Annotated in this window: 18 protein-coding genes and 1 pseudogene; 7 read left to right on the plus strand and 12 right to left on the minus strand. The window is 55.5% G+C overall.

The features are described from left to right. Window positions 1-65: 65 nt before the first annotated feature. Complete coding sequence (locus WFM46_RS11950; protein ID WP_231736555.1) at window positions 66-269, minus strand: hypothetical protein; 204 nt, start codon at window positions 267-269, stop codon at window positions 66-68. Here WFM46_RS11950 and nlpD point away from each other — a divergent pair. Further along, window positions 175-1239, plus strand: coding sequence for a murein hydrolase activator NlpD (gene nlpD / locus WFM46_RS11955; protein WP_231736666.1), 1065 nt, complete (start codon window positions 175-177; stop codon window positions 1237-1239). The two genes, WFM46_RS11950 and nlpD, sit on opposite strands and share 95 nt — an antisense overlap. A gap of 60 nt (window positions 1240-1299) precedes the next feature. Next, window positions 1300-2292, plus strand: a pseudogene (gene rpoS / locus WFM46_RS11960) (RNA polymerase sigma factor RpoS). Between the two features lie 51 nt (window positions 2293-2343). Here the strand turns inward: rpoS and WFM46_RS11965 are convergent. Continuing rightward, window positions 2344-2721 (minus strand): DUF4440 domain-containing protein, encoded by a 378-nt coding sequence (locus WFM46_RS11965; protein WP_336997678.1) that lies wholly within the window; start codon window positions 2719-2721, stop codon window positions 2344-2346. Next, window positions 2718-3926: an MFS transporter gene (locus tag WFM46_RS11970; protein WP_336997679.1), complete on the minus strand. Its 1209-nt coding sequence runs from the start codon at window positions 3924-3926 to the stop codon at window positions 2718-2720. Before WFM46_RS11970 ends, WFM46_RS11965 begins: the two co-directional genes overlap by 4 nt. 108 nt (window positions 3927-4034) lie before the next feature. Here WFM46_RS11970 and WFM46_RS11975 point away from each other — a divergent pair, with 108 nt between their 5' ends. Next, complete coding sequence (locus tag WFM46_RS11975) at window positions 4035-4922, plus strand: LysR family transcriptional regulator (protein WP_336997688.1); 888 nt, start codon at window positions 4035-4037, stop codon at window positions 4920-4922. Here WFM46_RS11975 and WFM46_RS11980 read toward each other — a convergent pair. Continuing rightward, a complete protein-coding gene (locus tag WFM46_RS11980; RefSeq protein WP_336997680.1) occupies window positions 4919-5326 on the minus strand; it encodes a MarR family winged helix-turn-helix transcriptional regulator in 408 nt (135 codons plus the stop codon). The genes WFM46_RS11975 and WFM46_RS11980 overlap by 4 nt on opposite strands. Before the next feature lie 172 nt (window positions 5327-5498). Here WFM46_RS11980 and WFM46_RS11985 point away from each other — a divergent pair, with 172 nt between their 5' ends. From WFM46_RS11985 to WFM46_RS11995, 3 genes are read left to right on the plus strand one after another with little or no spacing between them, the layout of a single operon-like run. Continuing rightward, window positions 5499-6101 (plus strand): non-oxidative hydroxyarylic acid decarboxylases subunit B, encoded by a 603-nt coding sequence (locus tag WFM46_RS11985; protein WP_336997681.1) that lies wholly within the window; start codon window positions 5499-5501, stop codon window positions 6099-6101. Beyond that, window positions 6091-7518 carry a non-oxidative hydroxyarylic acid decarboxylases subunit C gene (locus tag WFM46_RS11990; protein ID WP_336997682.1) on the plus strand — a complete coding sequence of 476 codons (1428 nt, stop codon included), beginning with the start codon at window positions 6091-6093 and terminating at the stop codon, window positions 7516-7518. The genes WFM46_RS11985 and WFM46_RS11990 overlap by 11 nt, the downstream gene beginning before the upstream one ends. A gap of 10 nt (window positions 7519-7528) precedes the next feature. Then, window positions 7529-7768, plus strand: coding sequence for a non-oxidative hydroxyarylic acid decarboxylases subunit D (locus tag WFM46_RS11995; protein ID WP_114316919.1), 240 nt, complete (start codon window positions 7529-7531; stop codon window positions 7766-7768). A gap of 100 nt (window positions 7769-7868) precedes the next feature. Here WFM46_RS11995 and mutS read toward each other — a convergent pair whose 3' ends face one another. Together mutS and WFM46_RS12005 are read right to left on the minus strand one after the other, a co-directional pair. Continuing rightward, window positions 7869-10430, minus strand: a complete 2562-nt coding sequence (gene mutS / locus WFM46_RS12000) for a DNA mismatch repair protein MutS (RefSeq protein ID WP_336997683.1) — start codon at window positions 10428-10430, stop codon at window positions 7869-7871. Window positions 10431-10543: 113 nt separating this feature from the next. Then, window positions 10544-10774, minus strand: coding sequence for a SymE family type I addiction module toxin (locus WFM46_RS12005; protein WP_103180903.1), 231 nt, complete (start codon window positions 10772-10774; stop codon window positions 10544-10546). A gap of 190 nt (window positions 10775-10964) precedes the next feature. Here WFM46_RS12005 and WFM46_RS12010 point away from each other — a divergent pair, with 190 nt between their 5' ends. Beyond that, window positions 10965-11309 (plus strand): nitrous oxide-stimulated promoter family protein, encoded by a 345-nt coding sequence (locus WFM46_RS12010; protein WP_103822686.1) that lies wholly within the window; start codon window positions 10965-10967, stop codon window positions 11307-11309. A gap of 217 nt (window positions 11310-11526) precedes the next feature. Here the strand turns inward: WFM46_RS12010 and WFM46_RS12015 are convergent, their stop codons facing one another. The 6 genes from WFM46_RS12015 to WFM46_RS12040 all read right to left on the minus strand — a co-directional run. Continuing rightward, window positions 11527-12285 carry an isocitrate lyase/PEP mutase family protein gene (locus WFM46_RS12015; protein WP_336997684.1) on the minus strand — a complete coding sequence of 253 codons (759 nt, stop codon included), beginning with the start codon at window positions 12283-12285 and terminating at the stop codon, window positions 11527-11529. Between the two features lie 8 nt (window positions 12286-12293). After that, window positions 12294-13352, minus strand: coding sequence for a bifunctional transcriptional activator/DNA repair enzyme AdaA (locus tag WFM46_RS12020; RefSeq protein WP_336997685.1), 1059 nt, complete (start codon window positions 13350-13352; stop codon window positions 12294-12296). Window positions 13353-13803: 451 nt separating this feature from the next. Continuing rightward, entirely contained in the window at window positions 13804-15036 is a 1233-nt protein-coding gene (locus tag WFM46_RS12025; protein ID WP_336997686.1) for an MDR family MFS transporter, read from the minus strand. 13 nt (window positions 15037-15049) lie between these two features. After that, window positions 15050-15811: an ABC transporter ATP-binding protein gene (locus tag WFM46_RS12030; protein ID WP_312348364.1), complete on the minus strand. Its 762-nt coding sequence runs from the start codon at window positions 15809-15811 to the stop codon at window positions 15050-15052. Further along, entirely contained in the window at window positions 15811-16848 is a 1038-nt protein-coding gene (locus tag WFM46_RS12035; protein ID WP_156655155.1) for a FecCD family ABC transporter permease, read from the minus strand. Before WFM46_RS12035 ends, WFM46_RS12030 begins: the two co-directional genes overlap by 1 nt. Continuing rightward, a partial coding sequence (locus WFM46_RS12040) for an ABC transporter substrate-binding protein (protein ID WP_442913456.1) occupies window positions 16848-17834 on the minus strand: 987 nt, incomplete at its 5' end. The genes WFM46_RS12040 and WFM46_RS12035, both read right to left, overlap by 1 nt.

Consider the following 17834-nt stretch of genomic DNA (forward strand, 5'->3'; position numbering starts at 1 on the left):
ACTCGGATTTTTCCAGGGTTATTCAGGCAAATTCAGCGTATGGTGTGGCGCAAAACGTCGTGACATTACGGTAATTTTAAGTCACTGGTAATTAAAAATAATCCTGGGGGATAAATGAGCGCGGGAAGCCCAAAATTCACCATCAGCCGAGTTGCGGCATTGTCACTGGTTTCAATCTGGCTGGCAGGTTGTTCAACATCGAATAATGCCCCTGCGCCTGTCAGTTCGGTCGGCGGTAATAGCGGTTCTGGTAATTCATCCGGTGGCATGCTGATCACCCCTCCGCCCAAAATGGGCACCTCAACGGCGCAACAAACTCCGCAAATCCAGCCTGTTCAGCGTCCGGTTACCCAGCCAGTACAGATTCAGCCAGTGGAACAACCTGTCCAGACGGAAAATGGCCGCATTGTGTATAACCGCAAGTATGGGAACATTCCGAAAGGCAGCTATACTGGCGGCAGCACCTACACCGTGAAACGCGGTGATACCCTCTTCTATATTGCCTGGATCACCGGGAACGATTTCCGCGATCTGGCAGAGCGAAACAACGTTCCGGCCCCGTATGGCCTGAATGTCGGCCAGACGCTACAGGTGGGCAATGCGACCGGCGCACCGTTAACGCCAGGCAATACTGTTTCTGCGGCTGACGTCACAGCGCAAAATAACAGTGTGACGCCTGCGCAAAAATCAAGCACAGTGGTTGCGTCGCAACCGACAATTACGTATTCTGAAGATTCAGGTGAACAGAGTGCTAACAAGATGTTGCCGAACAATAAGGGGACTGCGACTGTAGTTACAGCACCCGTTACGGCTCCTGTGGTTAGCTCTACCGCACCCGTTGCCAGTAGTCAGACGTCCAGCTCGCCAATCTCTTCCTGGCGCTGGCCGACTGAAGGCAAGGTTATCGAGAACTTTTCTTCCTCCGAGGGGGGAAATAAAGGGGTCGATATCGCAGGGAGTAAGGGACAGGCTATTATCGCGACCGCTGATGGACGCGTGGTATACGCCGGTAACGCTCTGCGCGGTTACGGTAATCTTATTATCATCAAACACAACGATGATTACCTGAGTGCCTACGCCCATAACGATACGATGCTGGTCCGGGAACAACAAGAAGTTAAGGCGGGGCAGAAAATAGCTACCATGGGTAGCACCGGAACCAGTTCTACACGCTTGCATTTTGAAATTCGTTACAAGGGGAAATCCGTAAACCCGCTGCAGTATTTACCGCAGCGATAAATTGGCGGGACATATCTTTTGGTATGTTGCGCCCAGGGATCACGGGTAGGAGCCACCTTTATGAGTCAGAATACGCTGAAAGTTCATGATTTAAATGAAGACGCGGAATTTGATGAGAACGGAGTAGAGGCTTTTGACGAAAAAGCCTTAGTAGAAGAGGAACCCAGTGATAACGATTTAGCTGAAGAAGAGCTGTTATCGCAGGGTGCCACACAACGTGTGCTGGATGCGACTCAGCTTTACCTTGGGGAGATTGGTTACTCCCCACTGTTAACAGCAGAAGAAGAAGTTTACTTCGCGCGCCGGGCATTACGTGGTGATGTGGCTTCACGTCGTCGCATGATTGAAAGTAACCTGCGTCTGGTGGTTAAGATTGCCCGTCGTTACAGCAATCGTGGTCTGGCTCTGCTGGATCTGATTGAAGAGGGCAACCTGGGCCTGATCCGCGCAGTAGAGAAATTTGACCCTGAACGTGGGTTCCGTTTCTCAACCTATGCGACGTGGTGGATCTGACAGACCATCGAACGGGCAATCATGAACCAGACCCGTACGATTCGACTGCCTATTCACATTGTGAAAGAGTTGAACGTTTATCTGCGTACCGCGCGCGAGTTGTCCCATAAGCTGGACCACGAGCCAAGCGCGGAAGAGATTGCCGAACAGCTTGATAAACCTGTTGATGATGTTAGCCGTATGCTGCGTCTCAACGAGCGTATTACCTCTGTCGACACCCCGCTAGGTGGCGATTCCGAGAAAGCGCTGCTGGACATCCTGGCCGATGAAAAAGACAACGGCCCGGAGGACACCACGCAGGACGATGATATGAAACAGAGCATCGTCAAATGGTTGTTCGAACTGAACGCCAAACAGCGTGAAGTGCTGGCACGTCGTTTCGGTCTGCTGGGGTATGAAGCTGCGACACTGGAAGATGTCGGTCGTGAAATCGGCCTGACCCGTGAACGTGTTCGTCAGATTCAGGTAGAAGGTCTGCGTCGCCTGCGTGAAATCCTGCAGGGGCAAGGGCTGAATATCGAAGCGCTGTTCCGCGAGTAAGCACCTTTTCGTCAAAAAAGGCCAGTCGAAAGACTGGCCTTTTTCTTTTGCTTAAGGCGCTGCGGTTTCGTGTAGCAGACGCCAGGTGAGAGTCTCTCCCTTCTGGTTCAGGACGGCGCTGGACCAGCGCACATTCACCGGCTGGTCCGGGCGGGTTTGTGTTTCGCGGTAGTGAAGCACTGCGCCGTTATCCCATGTCTGCAACGTCGTTAATTCATCAATCACGATCTTCAGCCCCGGACGGCTTCCGCGCTGGCTTTCCAAAAAACTGGCAAGGGCCTGATAGTCGAGTGGGGCACCGCCCGGCGGGATCATTAGAAAATCGGGGCTGAAACGGGCGAGCAGGGCGTTGGTATCGCCTTCGCCTTTGCCTAACCAGTTTTCAAGCGCAATGTGGAGGTCGATAATGTCGTGTTCGAAAGGCGTCATGAATTCTCCTGTCTCAGTTGGGTGAGGACCTGCGTATTGTTAAGACGAAAAACGTACAGAACAGGCAACAAGGTCATGCCTGCGGCAAAAATAAACGCCCCGTGCCATGCGGCGAGCGGCGGCAGCCAGACCTGCGCCAGGCTCAGTGCCTGCGCCAGCAGCAGGGCACCGGCAAAAAAGCTCAACTGACGATTGAGATTCCACAGGGCGCTGGCGTCTGGCATATCTTCCCGGCGCGTCGTCAGAAAAGCGCTGCTCTGAGCCGTGCTGCTGCACAGGCTTCCCCCGGCCCCCATCAGCACAAACGCCACGGTGGGTAACAGCGCCGCGCCGTCCGGGCTGACGCCCAGTAAAAGCAGAATACCCAGCGCCTGGAGCAGGCAACCTGTAACAATAAGGGGGCGAGGGCCGATGCGGTTAAAGTAGCGGCCCGTCGCTGTGATAGCGATAAACGATGCCACAGACCACGGCAGCATGAGCATTCCCGTTGCTGCCGGGCTCAGGTTCGCCTCGTGCTGAAGATAAAACATCCCCGTGACGTTCACCCCAATAAACATACCGGGCACACAGACATAGACAAGCATGGAAAATCGCAAAAGCGGGTCCGCGAGCAACGACAGGTTTAGCAACCTGGCCGCTTTCATCGCGGGCATTTCGTGTCTAAGCCACAGACAGGCCAGAACAAAGGTCGTGAGGGCAGCCGGGAGCGTGACGAAAAATATCCATCGCCAGCTTAGCGTCTGCACCAGAAGGCCCCCGACAGCAGGGGAGCAGGCGGGAGCAAGCAACGCAACCAGCATGACCGCGGAGGAGAGCCGGGCACGTTCGTGAGGCTTAAACTGTTGCCAGGTCAGCGCCTGTCCGACGGGGATCAATAAGCCACCTCCCACCCCTTGCAGCACGCGCCATGCGATCAGGCTTTCAAGCGTTGCAGACAAGCCTGCCGCCGCAGAGGCTGCGCTGAACAGAAAAAGCGAGAGCAGGATGACGCGCTTTGGCCCGATCCGGCGCGTAAGCACGGTGCTGAATGGGATCACCAGCGTCAGACCGGCAATGTATCCGTTACTGACCCAGGCAAGCGCTGAAGGGGTGGCGTTAAAATCGTGAGCCATCGCCGGAAAGGCGACGCTTGCAATGAACATGTTGATCAAATCCAGAAAAAAGCCCAGCAGGTAGACTGTGGCGACTTTGCTGCGATACGTCATGGTGGATCCTCCGGTGAGGTGGCGTATCGTATCGGCCCCAAAAGCACGGATAAACCTGACAAAGCGGAATATACTGTCAAAATTATTTTGACAGTATAAAGGGTGATGATGATTAACTTACTGCGTACGCAGATGTTTGTTGCGGTGGCCGATACCGGGAGTTTCACGGCGGCAGCGGATGCGATGGGTCTGACAAAAGCGGTGGTCAGCTTCAATATTCGCCAGCTCGAAGCTGAACTGGGCGTCACCCTGCTGCTGCGATCCACCCGACGACTGACGTTAACCGAGGCGGGCGTGCTGTTTCATCAACGCAGCGTCGCGCTTCTGAAGGACGCAGAGCAGTTGCAGGATGATGTCCGCGCCAACCATGCGGGGCTCACGGGGGAACTGCGGATCACGACCACGCCCGAGTATGGTTCGCAGGCCGTGGTGCCGCTGCTGGCCAGGTTTAGCCAGCAGCATCCGGATCTTCGCGTGCGTCATGTTTCGTCGTCACTGCACGCCGACCTTATCTCGGAGCGCTTTGACGTGGCCATCCGGCTGGGAACGCTTGCCGATTCTCGCTACCACGCCGCGCTGATTTCGCACTTCTCCATTCTCCCGGTCGCGGCACCCGAATGGCTCGTTAATCATCCGATCAAATCGCTGGTGCAACTGGCGCAGGCCGACTGGATTATTCACGAGCGTGTTGCCTCGCCGCTGCGTTGGCAGGTGAAAGATGCCAGTGGCGTGCCTGAAATGCTGGAGATAAAAAAAGCGCCGCGTTTGTTTGCCGACAGCGCTCAGGCGCTGATGGCCTTTGCCATTGCGGGAGGTGGGGTGGCGTTACTGCCGGAATGGCTGGTGCGCGATGCGCTTGATGCGGGAAGACTGGTCCCGGTTTTACCTGGATATACCTTTGCGCAGCAGGGCATCTATGCCGTGTATCCTGATGCCCGGCATGTGCCAGCGAAAGTGCGCATCTTTATTGATTTTATGCGCACCAGCGTGAATTAGCCGTGCATCATCTTTTTGATAAGCGCAGAGAATTGCTCCCGCTCGGCCTTGTTGAGACGTCCTAAAAACGCCTCATCCACCGTGTTGCCAACCGGTTTACAGCCTGCAAGCAGAGCTTCACCTTCTGGCGTCAGGAAGACAAACCGGCGGCGCTTATCTGCCGGATCGTGCTCGCGTTTCACCAGCCCGCGCGCCTCCATGCGGCTCAGCATTTCAGCCAGCGTCGCTTTGGTGCTTACCGCGACTTCCGTTAACGCCACCTGCTCAATGCCCGGATGTTCCGCGATAGAACGCAGTACCGCGTATTGCGGCTTAGTCAGCTCGGGTAAGGCCTGCTGCCAGCGCGCAGTATGTTGCTGAAAAAGCTGACGTAACAGGTGGAACGCTTCTTGTTTTAGTTCCATGAACTCTCCAGCATAAAAATGATCTCTTTATGATAGCCCCGATCAGCGGCGAATTTAACGCAGCCCGTTTTACCATTTCGTGTGATCGCATGCGAACGATCTTGTCAGCGTTCAGATCCGGGCGTACGGTAAGCAACAAGTTCGTATACGAACAAATTAAATGAGGTTTTGCATGAGAATGATTGTTGGGATGACAGGGGCGACCGGTGCGCCGCTCGGCGTGGCGCTGCTGCAGGCGCTTCGCGACATGCCGGAAGTTGAATCCCATCTGGTGATGTCGAAATGGGCGAAAACAACGATTGAACTGGAAACGCCCTATACCGCTCAGGATGTTGCTGCATTAGCCGATGTGGTTCACAGCCCGGCCGATCAGGGGGCAACCATCTCATCCGGATCCTTTCGCACCGACGGCATGATCGTCATTCCCTGCAGCATGAAAACGCTGGCGGGCATCCGCGCAGGCTATGCCGAAGGGCTGGTGGGGCGCGCCGCTGACGTGGTGTTAAAAGAGGGACGCAAGCTGGTGTTGGTCCCGCGGGAAACGCCGCTCAGCACTATCCATCTTGAAAATATGCTGGCGCTTTCCCGCATGGGCGTGGCAATGGTGCCGCCGATGCCCGCTTATTACAACCACCCGCAAACCGCCGATGACATTACTCAACACATTGTGACCCGGGTGCTCGATCAGTTTGGTCTGACGCATAACAAAGCCCGTCGCTGGGAGGGGTTACAGGCGGCCAGACATTTTTCCCAGGAGAATAAACATGGCATTTGATGATTTGAGAAGCTTCCTGCAGGCGCTCGATGAGCAAGGGCAACTGCTGAAAATTACGGAACAGGTCGATGCGGAACCGGATCTGGCGGCGGCAGCCAACGCCACCGGGCGCATTGGGGATGGCGCGCCTGCGCTCTGGTTTGACAACATCCGCGGCTTTACCGACGCACGCGTGACGATGAACACCATCGGATCCTGGCAAAACCACGCCATCTCGCTGGGGCTGCCGCCGAATACGCCAGTGAAAAAGCAGATCGACGAGTTTATTCGCCGCTGGGATAACTTCCCGGTTGCGCCGGAGCGTCGCGCCAACCCGGCCTGGGCAGAGAACACGGTGGATGGCGATGCGATCAATCTGTTCGATATTCTGCCGCTGTTCCGCCTGAACGACGGTGACGGTGGTTTCTACCTGGATAAAGCCTGTGTGGTCTCCCGCGATCCCCTCGATCCGGATCACTTCGGCAAGCAGAACGTCGGCATCTACCGCATGGAGGTGAAGGGCAAACGCAAGCTGGGTCTGCAGCCGGTGCCGATGCATGACATCGCCCTGCATTTGCATAAAGCAGAAGAGCGTGGGCAGGATCTGCCGATTGCGATCACCCTGGGCAATGACCCGATCATCACCCTGATGGGGGCGACGCCGCTCAAGTACGATCAATCAGAATATGAGATGGCGGGAGCGCTGCGCGAAAGCCCGTATCCGATCGCTACCGCACCGCTGACCGGTTTTGACGTGCCATGGGGTTCGGAAGTGATCCTCGAAGGGGTGATTGAGGGCCGCAAACGCGAAATCGAAGGGCCGTTCGGGGAGTTCACCGGGCACTACTCCGGTGGCCGTAACATGACCGTGGTGCGCATCGATAGAGTCTCTTACCGCACAAAACCGATTTTTGAGTCGCTCTATCTCGGGATGCCGTGGACCGAAATCGACTACCTGATGGGCCCGGCAACCTGCGTGCCGCTCTACCAGCAGCTGAAAGCTGAATTCCCGGAAGTGCAGGCGGTGAACGCGATGTACACCCACGGCCTGCTGGCAATTATCTCCACTAAAAAACGTTACGGCGGTTTTGCCCGCGCCGTGGGGCTGCGGGCAATGACCACGCCGCATGGCCTGGGCTACGTGAAGATGGTGATCATGGTGGACGAGGATGTCGATCCATTCAACCTGCCGCAGGTGATGTGGGCCCTGTCGTCGAAGGTGAACGCCGCGGGGGATCTGGTGCAGCTGCCGAACATGTCGGTGCTGGAGCTGGATCCGGGTTCAAGTCCGGCGGGGATCACCGACAAACTGATTATCGACGCCACCACACCGGTTGCACCCGATATGCGTGGACACTACAGCCAGCCGGTACAGGATCTGCCTGAAACCAAAGCCTGGGCTGAAAAACTGACCGCGATGCTGGCCGCACGTAAATAAGGAGGGGAAAATGATTTGTCCACGTTGTGCCGATGAACATATTGAGGTGATGGCGACGTCGCCGGTTAAAGATGTCTGGACGGTGTATCAGTGCCAGCACTGTCTGTATACCTGGCGCGATACCGAGCCGCTGCGCCGCACCAGCCGCGAGCACTATCCCGAAGCGTTTCGCATGACGCAGAAAGATATCGACGATGCCCCGCAGGTGCCGACCATTCCGCCATTGCTGGCGGAAGATAAGCGCGGATAAAAAAGCCGGGTGGCGGCTACGCCTTACCCGGCCTGGGATCCAGCGTCTTTTGTAGGCCCGGTAAGCGATAGCGCCACCGGGCAAGACATACCGCAGAGCGCTAGACCAGATTTTTCAACCGATAAATCCACTCCAGCGCCTGACGTGGTGTCAGAGAATCGGGGTCGAGGTTCTCCAGTGCTTCCAGCGCCGGGGAGGTCTCTTCGGCAGGGACCAGCAGAGACATCTGGGTGCCATCTACCTGGGTAGCCGCTGCGTTTGGCGCCAGGCTTTCCAGTTCGCGCAGCTTCTGACGGGCCCGCTTGATCACCTCTTTCGGCACGCCCGCCAGCGCCGCCACCGCCAGACCGTAGCTTTTGCTCGCCGCGCCATCCTGTACGCTGTGCATAAAGGCGATGGTATCGCCGTGCTCCAGCGCATCCAGATGCACGTTCGCCACGCCCTCCATCTTCTCCGGCAGTTGCGTCAGCTCGAAGTAGTGGGTGGCAAACAGGGTCAGGGCTTTGATCTTATTGGCCAGGCTTTCGGCACAGGCCCACGCCAGCGAGAGCCCGTCGTAGGTGGAGGTGCCGCGACCAATCTCATCCATCAGCACCAGGCTGTACTCCGTGGCGTTGTGCAGGATATTTGCCGTTTCGGTCATCTCGACCATAAAGGTGGAGCGACCGCTCGCCAGATCGTCCGCCGCGCCCACGCGGGTAAAGATACGGTCGATAGGGCCAATCTCCACCTTTTGCGCCGGAACGTAGCTGCCGATGTAGGCCAGCAGCGCAATCAGTGCCGTCTGGCGCATATAGGTACTTTTACCGCCCATGTTTGGCCCGGTAATAATCAGCATCCGGCGCTGCGGCGACAGGTTCAGCGGGTTGGCGATAAACGGTTCGTTCAGTACCTGTTCCACCACCGGGTGGCGCCCTTCGGTAATGCGCACGCCTGGCTTATCGGTGAAGGTTGGGCAGCAGTAGTTCAGCGTCTCGGCACGTTCTGCCAGGTTGACCAGTACATCCAGCTCGGCCAGCGCCGTGGCGCTCTGCTGCAAATCCGCAAGGTGCGGCATCAGGATGTCGAACAGGGCGTCATAGAGCTGTTTTTCCAGCGCCAGCGCTTTGCCTTTTGAGGTAAGCACTTTGTCTTCGTACTCTTTCAGCTCCGGAATAATGTAGCGCTCGGCGTTTTTCAGCGTCTGGCGGCGCACGTAGTGAATAGGAGCCAGGTGGCTCTGTCCACGGCTGATCTGAATAAAGTAGCCGTGCACTGCGTTGTAACCCACTTTCAGGGTGTCCAGCCCAAGGCGCTCACGCTCGCGGATCTCCAGCTTATCCAGATAGTCCGTCGCACCATCGGCCAGCGAGCGCCACTCGTCCAGCTCTTCGTTGTACCCCGGGGCAATCACGCCGCCGTCACGCACCAGAACCGGCGGGGCATCGATAATGGCCTTTTCCAGCAGTTCACGCAGTTCGCTAAATTCGCCCATCGCCTCGCGCAGCTTTTGCACCGGGGCGCAGTCGATCTCCGCCAGCTGGCTGCGCAGTTCAGGCAGTTGCTGGAAGGCATGGCGCATGCGGGCTAAATCGCGCGGGCGTGCGGTGCGCAGCGCCAGTCGTGCCAGAATACGTTCCAGATCGCCCACCTGACGCAATACCGGCTGAAGGTCGCTATACCGATCCTGCAGGGCGCCAATGGTCTGCTGGCGCGCGGTGAGCGTGGCAATATCGCGGACCGGCATATGCAGCCAGCGTTTCAGCATACGGCTGCCCATCGGGGTGACGGTGCTGTCGAGTACCGAGGCGAGGGTGTTCTCCACACCACCGGCTAAATTCTGGGTGATCTCCAGATTGCGGCGGGTGGCGGCATCCATAATGATGCTGTCCTGCTGGCGTTCAATCGTAATGGAGCGGATATGCGGCAGGGTGGTGCGCTGGGTATCTTTTACGTACTGCAGCAAACAGCCCGCGGCGCACAGGCCGCGCGGCGCGTTTTCTACGCCAAAGCCGGTCAGATCGCGAGTGCCAAATTGCAGATTGAGCTGTTGACGCGCGGTGTCGATTTCAAACTCCCACAGCGGACGGCGACGCAGGCCGCGACGCCCTTCAAGCAGCCCCATCTCGGCGAAATCTTCGGCATAGAGCAGCTCCGCAGGATTGGTGCGTTGCAGTTCAGCCGCCATGGTTTCGCGGTCGGCCGGTTCGCTCAGGCGAAAACGCCCGGAGCTGATATCCAGCGTGGCGTAACCGAAACCTTTGCTCTCCTGCCAGATGGCGGCAAGGAGGTTATCCTGGCGCTCCTGTAACAGCGCTTCATCGCTGATGGTGCCCGGCGTGACGATACGCACCACTTTGCGCTCGACCGGGCCCTTCGAGGTGGCCGGATCGCCAATCTGTTCGCAGATGGCGACTGATTCACCCTGGTTAACCAGCTTCGCCAGGTAGTTCTCTACCGCATGATGCGGAATACCGGCCATCGGGATGGGTTCACCGGCCGAGGCGCCGCGTTTGGTCAGGGAGATGTCGAGCAGCTGCGAGGCGCGTTTCGCATCGTCATAAAACAGCTCGTAAAAGTCGCCCATCCGGTAAAAGAGCAGGATCTCCGGATGCTGAGCTTTCAGCTTCAGGTACTGCTGCATCATAGGGGTATGGGCGTCAAAATTATCGGTAGTGGTCATGGAGTGATGATGTCCATTTCTTTGAAAACAGTGCTGTTCAGGCGACGTTAGGGTCGTGTATTACCGCTATTGTCGCATGAAAAAATGGCCCGGCGCAGCAAAATGTCACCGCCTTAGTCCGGCTCTTCGCCGACCAGCTCAATCACCAGTTTTCCTTGTTCAACCAGCACCCGTACCCGGGAATGGGTTTTAAAACCGGCCTCTTCCAGCCAGTCGCCCTTTAAACTCAACGCGGCGTGTACGCTGTAGCGGGTCGGGATCTTGGTCTTGCGATCCTCATGACGCTTTCTGAAATACCCTACAGTGAGCTGACGGCTGGGTCTGGAAATGCTGATATCTGACATAGAAACTCCTTTTTCTCAGGCAAGGATCAGGTGATAAAAAATACCTGTATAAAATGCCAGTAAAATGAACCTGAGACAAACGCAGAACTGCGAAGCGTCTTCAGAAAACGAAATGTAAAATATGAAATCGGGCTGAACTTCCCGATTTAAAAAGGTATTATGCATACAACTTATCAGTGAGTATCAGGCTATGGCAGGAAAACGGATCGCGCGCGAAAAAGAGACCATCCGTAAGATGATCGCGCTCTATGAAAAGCAGTGCCCGCAGGCATCTAAAGAGGCGGGGCATTACGCAGCGCTGAATGCGTATGCCGACAAGCGGCTGGATAAATGCGTGTTTGGTGAAGAGAAACCGGCCTGCAAGCAGTGCCCGGTCCATTGCTACCAGCCCGCTAAGCGTGAAGAGATGAAGCAGGTCATGCGTTGGGCGGGGCCGCGCATGCTCTGGCGTCACCCGATTCTGACGATTCGCCATCTGATTGACGATCGCCGCCCGGTGCCCGAGCTGCCGGAAAAGTACCGCCCGAAAAAGTAACCATTCAGGTGCGCGGCCTGCGCATCGGGCGACAGATTGCCACATTAACGGCGAGATAAGATGGTCCACAATCGACCATCATTAAATCGACTGAATGCATTTTTCTTGCTGATATATCAGGTCTGGAAAGAGTTAATATCCATCACTGGCCTTTCCCCGGCAATACAATTCTGAAAACTGAAATTAATAATTCCTGAATGAAGAGGTTTAGGTAAATCTAGCGATAAATTTTTATAGCTTTATCTTTTAGTTCTGCACTACATTCAATCCAGGACTTTGGACCGATACTTACACGTTTAACACCAGATTTACTGTAAGCCTGAAGGTCCGGTATACTACTTAAATCCATTATGTTTACTGGTAAATCGACTGCCGAACAAACTTGTTTTATTAAATAATGGTCTGTGGTGCCAGGAATAAATAATCCATTTGCGCCAGCCTCACGATATGCACGTCCTCTGTGGATGACGGCTTCTAGTAAATTGGTATGTTTGTTCTGGTCACCTTCTTGCAAGAAAATATCTGTTCTGGCATTAATGAAAACATTAACCCCCATTTTATCTGCTGTTTTTCTCAGGGCTGTTATTCTTTCAGATTGTTCATCTATCCCGAATATACCACCCTGAGCGATATTTTGGTCCTCAAAGTTAACGCCTGCGACTCCGACATCAATCAACGCAGAGAAGTTTTCACAAACCTCTTTTAATGCCTGAGCGTATCCGCTTTCGAAGTCGACAGTGACTGGAAGGTTTACCGCTTTAACAATATTTTTTACAATTATAAGTAACTCATCAAAAGGCATGGATTGCCCGTCAGTGTATCCCTGCGCCTCCGCAACAGACCAGCTGCTGGTCGCAATCGCCTCTGCGCCATTAGTGGCAAGAATTTTTGCCGAACCTGCATCCCAGATATTATAGAGAAAAAGTGGGTAATCCTTCCTGTGTAATATATGAAATGATTCGATGTGCTTATTCATATTGCCTCTCAGTTATTTGAAATTCTGCGTTCATGCTCAATTAACCATTTCTTACGCCACAGCCCACCACCATATCCTGTTAATGTTCCGTCTGCGCCAATTACTCTATGGCATGGGATTAAAATGGAGATTTGATTTGCTCCATTAGCTCGGGCAACTGCCCGACAAGCCGTGGTATTGCCTAGCTCTTTAGCAATATCTGAATAACTTCTTAATTCGCCCATAGGAATTTTTCTCAGTGCATCCCAGACTCCTCTTGTAAATCTTGTGCCAAATTCTGCTAAGGGTGTATTAAAATGGAAAATTCTACCCTCGAAGTATAAGTTAAGCTCTTTCTCAACGAGATCGATGGGGGCTTCGCGGCCCATAACAATTTCGGCGTTGGTGATTTTTTTAAGTTTTTCCATTTCGCCTGGCAGCGCTTTTCTGTCGAGAAATTCCAGTAAATAAAGAGAGTATTTATCCGCAATGGCGATCATTGTTCCGATAGGGGTCTCTATCCAGTCTGCTTTAAGGTAAAATCTATTATGAGCATTTTTGGGAGAAACACCGATATGCCGCGATATTGCATTACGAAATCCGCTTCCTGAATCATAATTGGCTGTTAATTGTGCATCGATTACTTTTGATCCGTCAGTCAGAGACTCCACACTTTTCCCAATCCTTCTCTGCCGGGCAATTTCTAAAAAAGTAATGCCAAACTGACGTCTGAATGCCCGCCTGACTGTCGACGGATCGAATCCCATTTCTGCAATGGCACCTTCGGACCACTTTTTATCAGTGTTACTTTCCAGCTCATCCAGTAGCTTGTCGATCATAGGCTCACGAGTTAGTCCGATAGCCATCGGCCTACAGCGTTTGCAAGGTCTGAACCCGGCTTCCAGCGCTGAACCTATAGATGAATAAAAGGTTGAATTTTCTTTTTTGGGTTTTCTGGCAGGACAGGTCAGCTTGCAGAAGATACCTGTGCTTTTGACCCCCACATATGCAAAGCCTTCATAGGAAGGATCCCGTTCAATCAATGCCTTATAAAGAACGTCATCTGAAGGAATATCGAATAGCATCATGATGCCTCGTTTGGGTGGTGTTCCAATAATGTTAATGGAATGCTGGGGAGGGGAGCGACTAAAAACGGGCATCTATTTGTTCAAAGAGTAAAACAGAGTTTTTGTTTAAATATGAGTTTTTGGATAGTTTATTCACATAAAATTTAAATTTTAAACGGATATAAATACCAAAAAAATCGTATTTGATTTTTTTATAAGCATGCAATTCTGTGATGATAATCACCAGATGTATTGTTATCTTATTGAATTGCAATGTTTTTTTGGATTGTGTTTTGTTGTAATCATAGTGTGAATACAATCGAGACTGCATCAAGAATCTGGTTTTCATTAAACCGAGTAGCATTCACTGTTGTCCTTCGATTTATTCGGGCATCTGGCGAATGGGTGTCTTATGTAGAAGATGAGCAGATGATGCGCCGGGCAGGGCCGCGCATGCTGTGGCGTCAGCCGACTAGCGTCGCGCCCTGCGCATCGGGCGGCAGATAACGACCATGGCAATTGCACTGCACAGTGGAAACACCGCCAACACCAGCCACGGAACGATCGCCCCGGCGGAAGGCGTCAGCGCCCGATCGAGCAGATCGCCGAGCAATAAATTTCCCGCCAGCACCGCGCAGCCCCCAGCGGTAGCCAGTGCGCCATAGTGCGCGCCTAAAGTCGATTCACTCGCAAACCACGGCACCACATCTTTGCCCGCCGGCACCAGCAGCATCTGGCCGGTGGTCAGCAGGGTGACAAAACAGGCCGCAGGCAGCAGACGCAGCCAGCCGGTTGCCGGTTCGGAGGGTGCAAAGAGCGCGACGCTCAGAAACGCGGCGGCGATAAGCAGAAAACCCACCGGCAGGACCCGCACCGCGCCCACCCGACGGGCAAAACGCGCCAGCGGAAGCTGAAAGAGGATCACCAGCCCCGAGGCCAGCATAAACAGCGGGCCAAGATCTTTCTCGCTGCCGCCAGCACGCTGGATCTCCACCGGAAGCGCCAGATAGAGCTGGTTATAGCTCAACAGCCAGCTGCTCCAGGCGATGATAAACGCCACGAACCGCGGCTGGCGAAAGGTGGTCCACCAGGGGGTGATATGCAGCGGCTGGTTTTTTGCTGAGCCTGAAGGTAAACAGAAGAACAGCACTATCAGCGCCACCACGAAGACCGCGGCCCCGGCCAGCGCCACCTGACGAAAACCCAGGCCGGTGAGCAGGGCACCCGCGACCGGGCCCAGGACGGCCCCCAACTCGCCACATACCGCAAAGAGGGCGAACCACTCGGCGCGGCTGCGTTTTCCCTGCGCCTCGCTGCGGGTTCCGGCTTTGGCCAGTAAGGCTTCGATGGAGGGGGAGAAGAGCGCGCCCCCGATCCCGGTGAGGCACGCCCCGGCAATAATGACCGGCAGGCTGTAACCAAAGGCCAGCAGCAGATAGCCCACCACCCGCACAACGCAGCCGCAAAGAATAATGATGCGCGCGCCGTAGCGGTCGGAGAGAGCGCCGCCAACGATAAACATCCCCTGCTGGGAGAAGGTCCGCAGCCCGAGCACCAGCCCGATAACGCCGCCGGAGAGCAGCATATCGTCGCGTAAAAAAATCGCCAGGAAGGGGACGACGGCATAAAAACCAATATTGAAAACAAACTGGCTGCCCAGTAAGACGGGCGGCCAGAGTTGCGTCGCGGGGCGAATGGATAGCACCTGTTATTTTGCCTCAGACGAGGAAGTGAATATGTTTTTTGCCATGATCGGGGGAGAGCTCAATGCGGGTTTTCACCCGGAATATCTCCCACAGCAGCTCTTCGGTCAGGATCGCCTGCGGCGTACCGCTGGCGACAACGCGCCCTTTTTGCATCACGATCAGCGCATCACAGAACATAGAGGCGTGGTTAAGATCGTGAATGGCGACGATGCTGGTGACCGGCAGCTGGCTAATCAACTGCATCAATTGCATCTGATGGTGAATATCCAGGTGGTTGGTGGGTTCATCCAGCAGGATCTCGGTTGGCATTTGCGCCAGCGCCCGGGCGATGTGCACCCGCTGGCGCTCGCCGCCGGAGAGGCTCAGCCAGCCCTGCTCGCTGTGATGCAGCATATCCACCGTCTTCAGCGCCTGGTTTACCGTTTCGTCATCCTGCGCCGTCCAGCCGGAGAAAGGGGAGTGGTGCGGAATACGTCCCAGCTTTACCACGTCCCGCACGCGCATGTTGGCGTCGGTCATGCCATGCTGTTCCACAAAGGCTACCCGCCGGGCGAGCTGCTTTTTCGGGATGCCATTGATGCTTTTGCCATCCAGCGCGACGGTGCCGCTATGGGGGCGACGTAAACCGGCCAGGATCCGCAGCAGCGATGATTTGCCTGAACCGTTTGGCCCCAGCAGGCCGACGGTCTGCCCCTGAGATACCGCCAGCGAGACATTATCGACGATGACCTTTTTACCCACCTTCCAGGTGATATTTTCAGCAGTGATGCTCATCACTTATTCCTTGAACGGTAGATAATCACAGCAAAGAACGGGACGCCCACCAGCGCGGTAACGACGCCCACCGGCAGGCTTTGCGGAGCGATCAGCAGGCGTGAGGCGATATCCGCCAGCACCATCAGGATGGCACCCGCCAGCGCGCTGGCGATAAGCAGCGTGCGGTGCAGCGGGCCAAAGAAGAAGCGCATCATGTGTGGCACCACCAGGCCGACAAAGCCGATGGAACCCGCCATGCTGACGATGGTGGCGGTCATCAGTGCGGTAACGATGAACAGGATCAGCCGCACCCAAGGGACGGCGATCCCCAGCGAGGCGGCGGCATCATCGCCAAAGGTGAAGGCGTCGAGCGCCCGGGCGTACCAGAGGCAGACAGCCAGACCGACCAGCACCGCGACCAGCACCATCTGGAACTCGGGCCATCTCACGCCGCTAAAGCTGCCCAGCAGCCAGAACATCACGTCGCGCGCCTGCTGGGCGCTGGCCGAGGTGCTGACGGTCCAGGCGGTGATGGCGTTAAACAGTTGCGAGGCGGCAACCCCGGCAAGGATGGTGCGTTCACTGCCGCCGCGGGCACCGTTCGTCAGCAGGGCCACAAACGCGAAGGCGGTAAACGCCCCGGCGAAGGCCCCGGCGGAAAGCGTCACGGTACCGCTGCCAATGCCCAGCACGACCACGGAGACCGCCCCGGTTGACGCCCCGGCGGAGACCCCCAGGACGTAGGGTTCGGCGAGGGCGTTTTTCAGCAGGCTTTGCAGCACCGCGCCGCAGATAGCCAGACCCGCACCGCAGCAGGCCGCCACCAGCGCCCGGCTCAGGCGAAAGTCCCAGATCACGCTCTCGTAGATGCGATTGAGCGGCACCTCGGTTAAGCCCATCTTATTGGTAATGGCGTAGAACACGCTCTGCAGGGGGATCGACAACTCCCCCACGCTGACACCAAAAGCGATAACCAGCAGCAGCGCGACCACCGCCAGGAAACCCGAAGCTGGCAACAGCCAGCTCAGGCGGGTCTGTTGTACTACCGCGGTCATTAATTCAGTTCCATTTTTCTGAGCTGTTCACCAATCTGCTCCGCGCCGTAGAGGGTGCGGATGGTCGGGTTCATCGCCTGGCCGTCCATCACCACGATGTGGCCTTTTTTCACCGCGTCGAGCTGGCTGACGGCGGGATCGCTTTTCAGGAATTTGATTTTTTCCTCGGCGTTATCCAGCGCCCAGCGGTTGCGGTCGAGGCTGGAGACCACGATCACGTCCGGGTTGGCCGCGATAATACTTTCCCAGCCGACGGTCGGCCATTCCGTTTCAGAGGTGATAGCGTTGTGGCCACCCAGCACGTTAGCAATAAAGCCGGAGGCGCTGTTTTTACCGCCGACGTAGGCGTCAGAAGAGGGGGAGGAGCTGGAGAACCAGAAGACAAATGAGAGATCTTTCTTGTTTTTGCTAAACTCAGCCCGCAGGTCGGCTTCACGCTTTTTGAAATCGGCAATCAACGCCTGGCCGCGATCTTCGACGTTAAAGATTTTGGCGAAATCTTCAATCTCTTTATACAGGAAGGTCATATCCCAGAGCTTCTGGCGGCTGCCGTACATATCGCCGATATCTTTTTTGGTGGCGCACATGCCCGGCGACATGTAGCTGTTGACGCCGACGGTGGCCAGATCTTCGCGTTTGGCGACTTTACTCTCTGGCCCCAGTAGCAGCGGCAGCTGGGCCGGAACGAAGTCCGGATTTTGCGCAAGGATAGACTCCAGCGTCGGGATCTCAACGGTCAGCAATTTAACTTTTTCATTCTTTTCAGCGAGTTCAGGCAGCACTTTGGTCGGCCAGAAGGCGCTGGCGGCAACCTTATCCTGCAGGCCCAGCAGTAAGAGAATTTCTACGGTGTTCTGGCCCAGTGCCACCACGCGCTCTGGCGCTTTGGTGAAGGTCTCTTTATAGCCGCAGTTCTCGATCGTCAGAGGGTAGGTGGTTGCAAAAGCAGAACCGGCTGTCGCGATCAGCAAGCCTAATGCACTGAT

The sequence above is a fragment of the Leclercia sp. M50 genome (assembly GCF_037150775.1).
Classification (GTDB): Bacteria; Pseudomonadota; Gammaproteobacteria; order Enterobacterales; family Enterobacteriaceae; genus Enterobacter.

Coding starts and splice junctions, on each gene's coding strand:
- WFM46_RS11950 (WP_231736555.1), bottom strand. CDS start 269: ATGCCACCGGATGAATTACCAGAACCGCTATTACCGCCGACCGAACTG.
- WFM46_RS11965 (WP_336997678.1), bottom strand. CDS start 2,721: ATGACGCCTTTCGAACACGACATTATCGACCTCCACATTGCGCTTGAA.
- WFM46_RS11970 (WP_336997679.1), bottom strand. CDS start 3,926: ATGACGTATCGCAGCAAAGTCGCCACAGTCTACCTGCTGGGCTTTTTT.
- WFM46_RS11975 (WP_336997688.1), top strand. CDS start 4,035: ATGATTAACTTACTGCGTACGCAGATGTTTGTTGCGGTGGCCGATACC.
- WFM46_RS11980 (WP_336997680.1), bottom strand. CDS start 5,326: ATGGAACTAAAACAAGAAGCGTTCCACCTGTTACGTCAGCTTTTTCAG.
- WFM46_RS11985 (WP_336997681.1), top strand. CDS start 5,499: ATGAGAATGATTGTTGGGATGACAGGGGCGACCGGTGCGCCGCTCGGC.
- WFM46_RS11990 (WP_336997682.1), top strand. CDS start 6,091: ATGGCATTTGATGATTTGAGAAGCTTCCTGCAGGCGCTCGATGAGCAA.
- WFM46_RS11995 (WP_114316919.1), top strand. CDS start 7,529: ATGATTTGTCCACGTTGTGCCGATGAACATATTGAGGTGATGGCGACG.
- mutS (WP_336997683.1), bottom strand. CDS start 10,430: ATGACCACTACCGATAATTTTGACGCCCATACCCCTATGATGCAGCAG.
- WFM46_RS12005 (WP_103180903.1), bottom strand. CDS start 10,774: ATGTCAGATATCAGCATTTCCAGACCCAGCCGTCAGCTCACTGTAGGG.
- WFM46_RS12010 (WP_103822686.1), top strand. CDS start 10,965: ATGGCAGGAAAACGGATCGCGCGCGAAAAAGAGACCATCCGTAAGATG.
- WFM46_RS12015 (WP_336997684.1), bottom strand. CDS start 12,285: ATGAATAAGCACATCGAATCATTTCATATATTACACAGGAAGGATTAC.
- WFM46_RS12020 (WP_336997685.1), bottom strand. CDS start 13,352: ATGATGCTATTCGATATTCCTTCAGATGACGTTCTTTATAAGGCATTG.
- WFM46_RS12030 (WP_312348364.1), bottom strand. CDS start 15,811: ATGAGCATCACTGCTGAAAATATCACCTGGAAGGTGGGTAAAAAGGTC.
- WFM46_RS12035 (WP_156655155.1), bottom strand. CDS start 16,848: ATGACCGCGGTAGTACAACAGACCCGCCTGAGCTGGCTGTTGCCAGCT.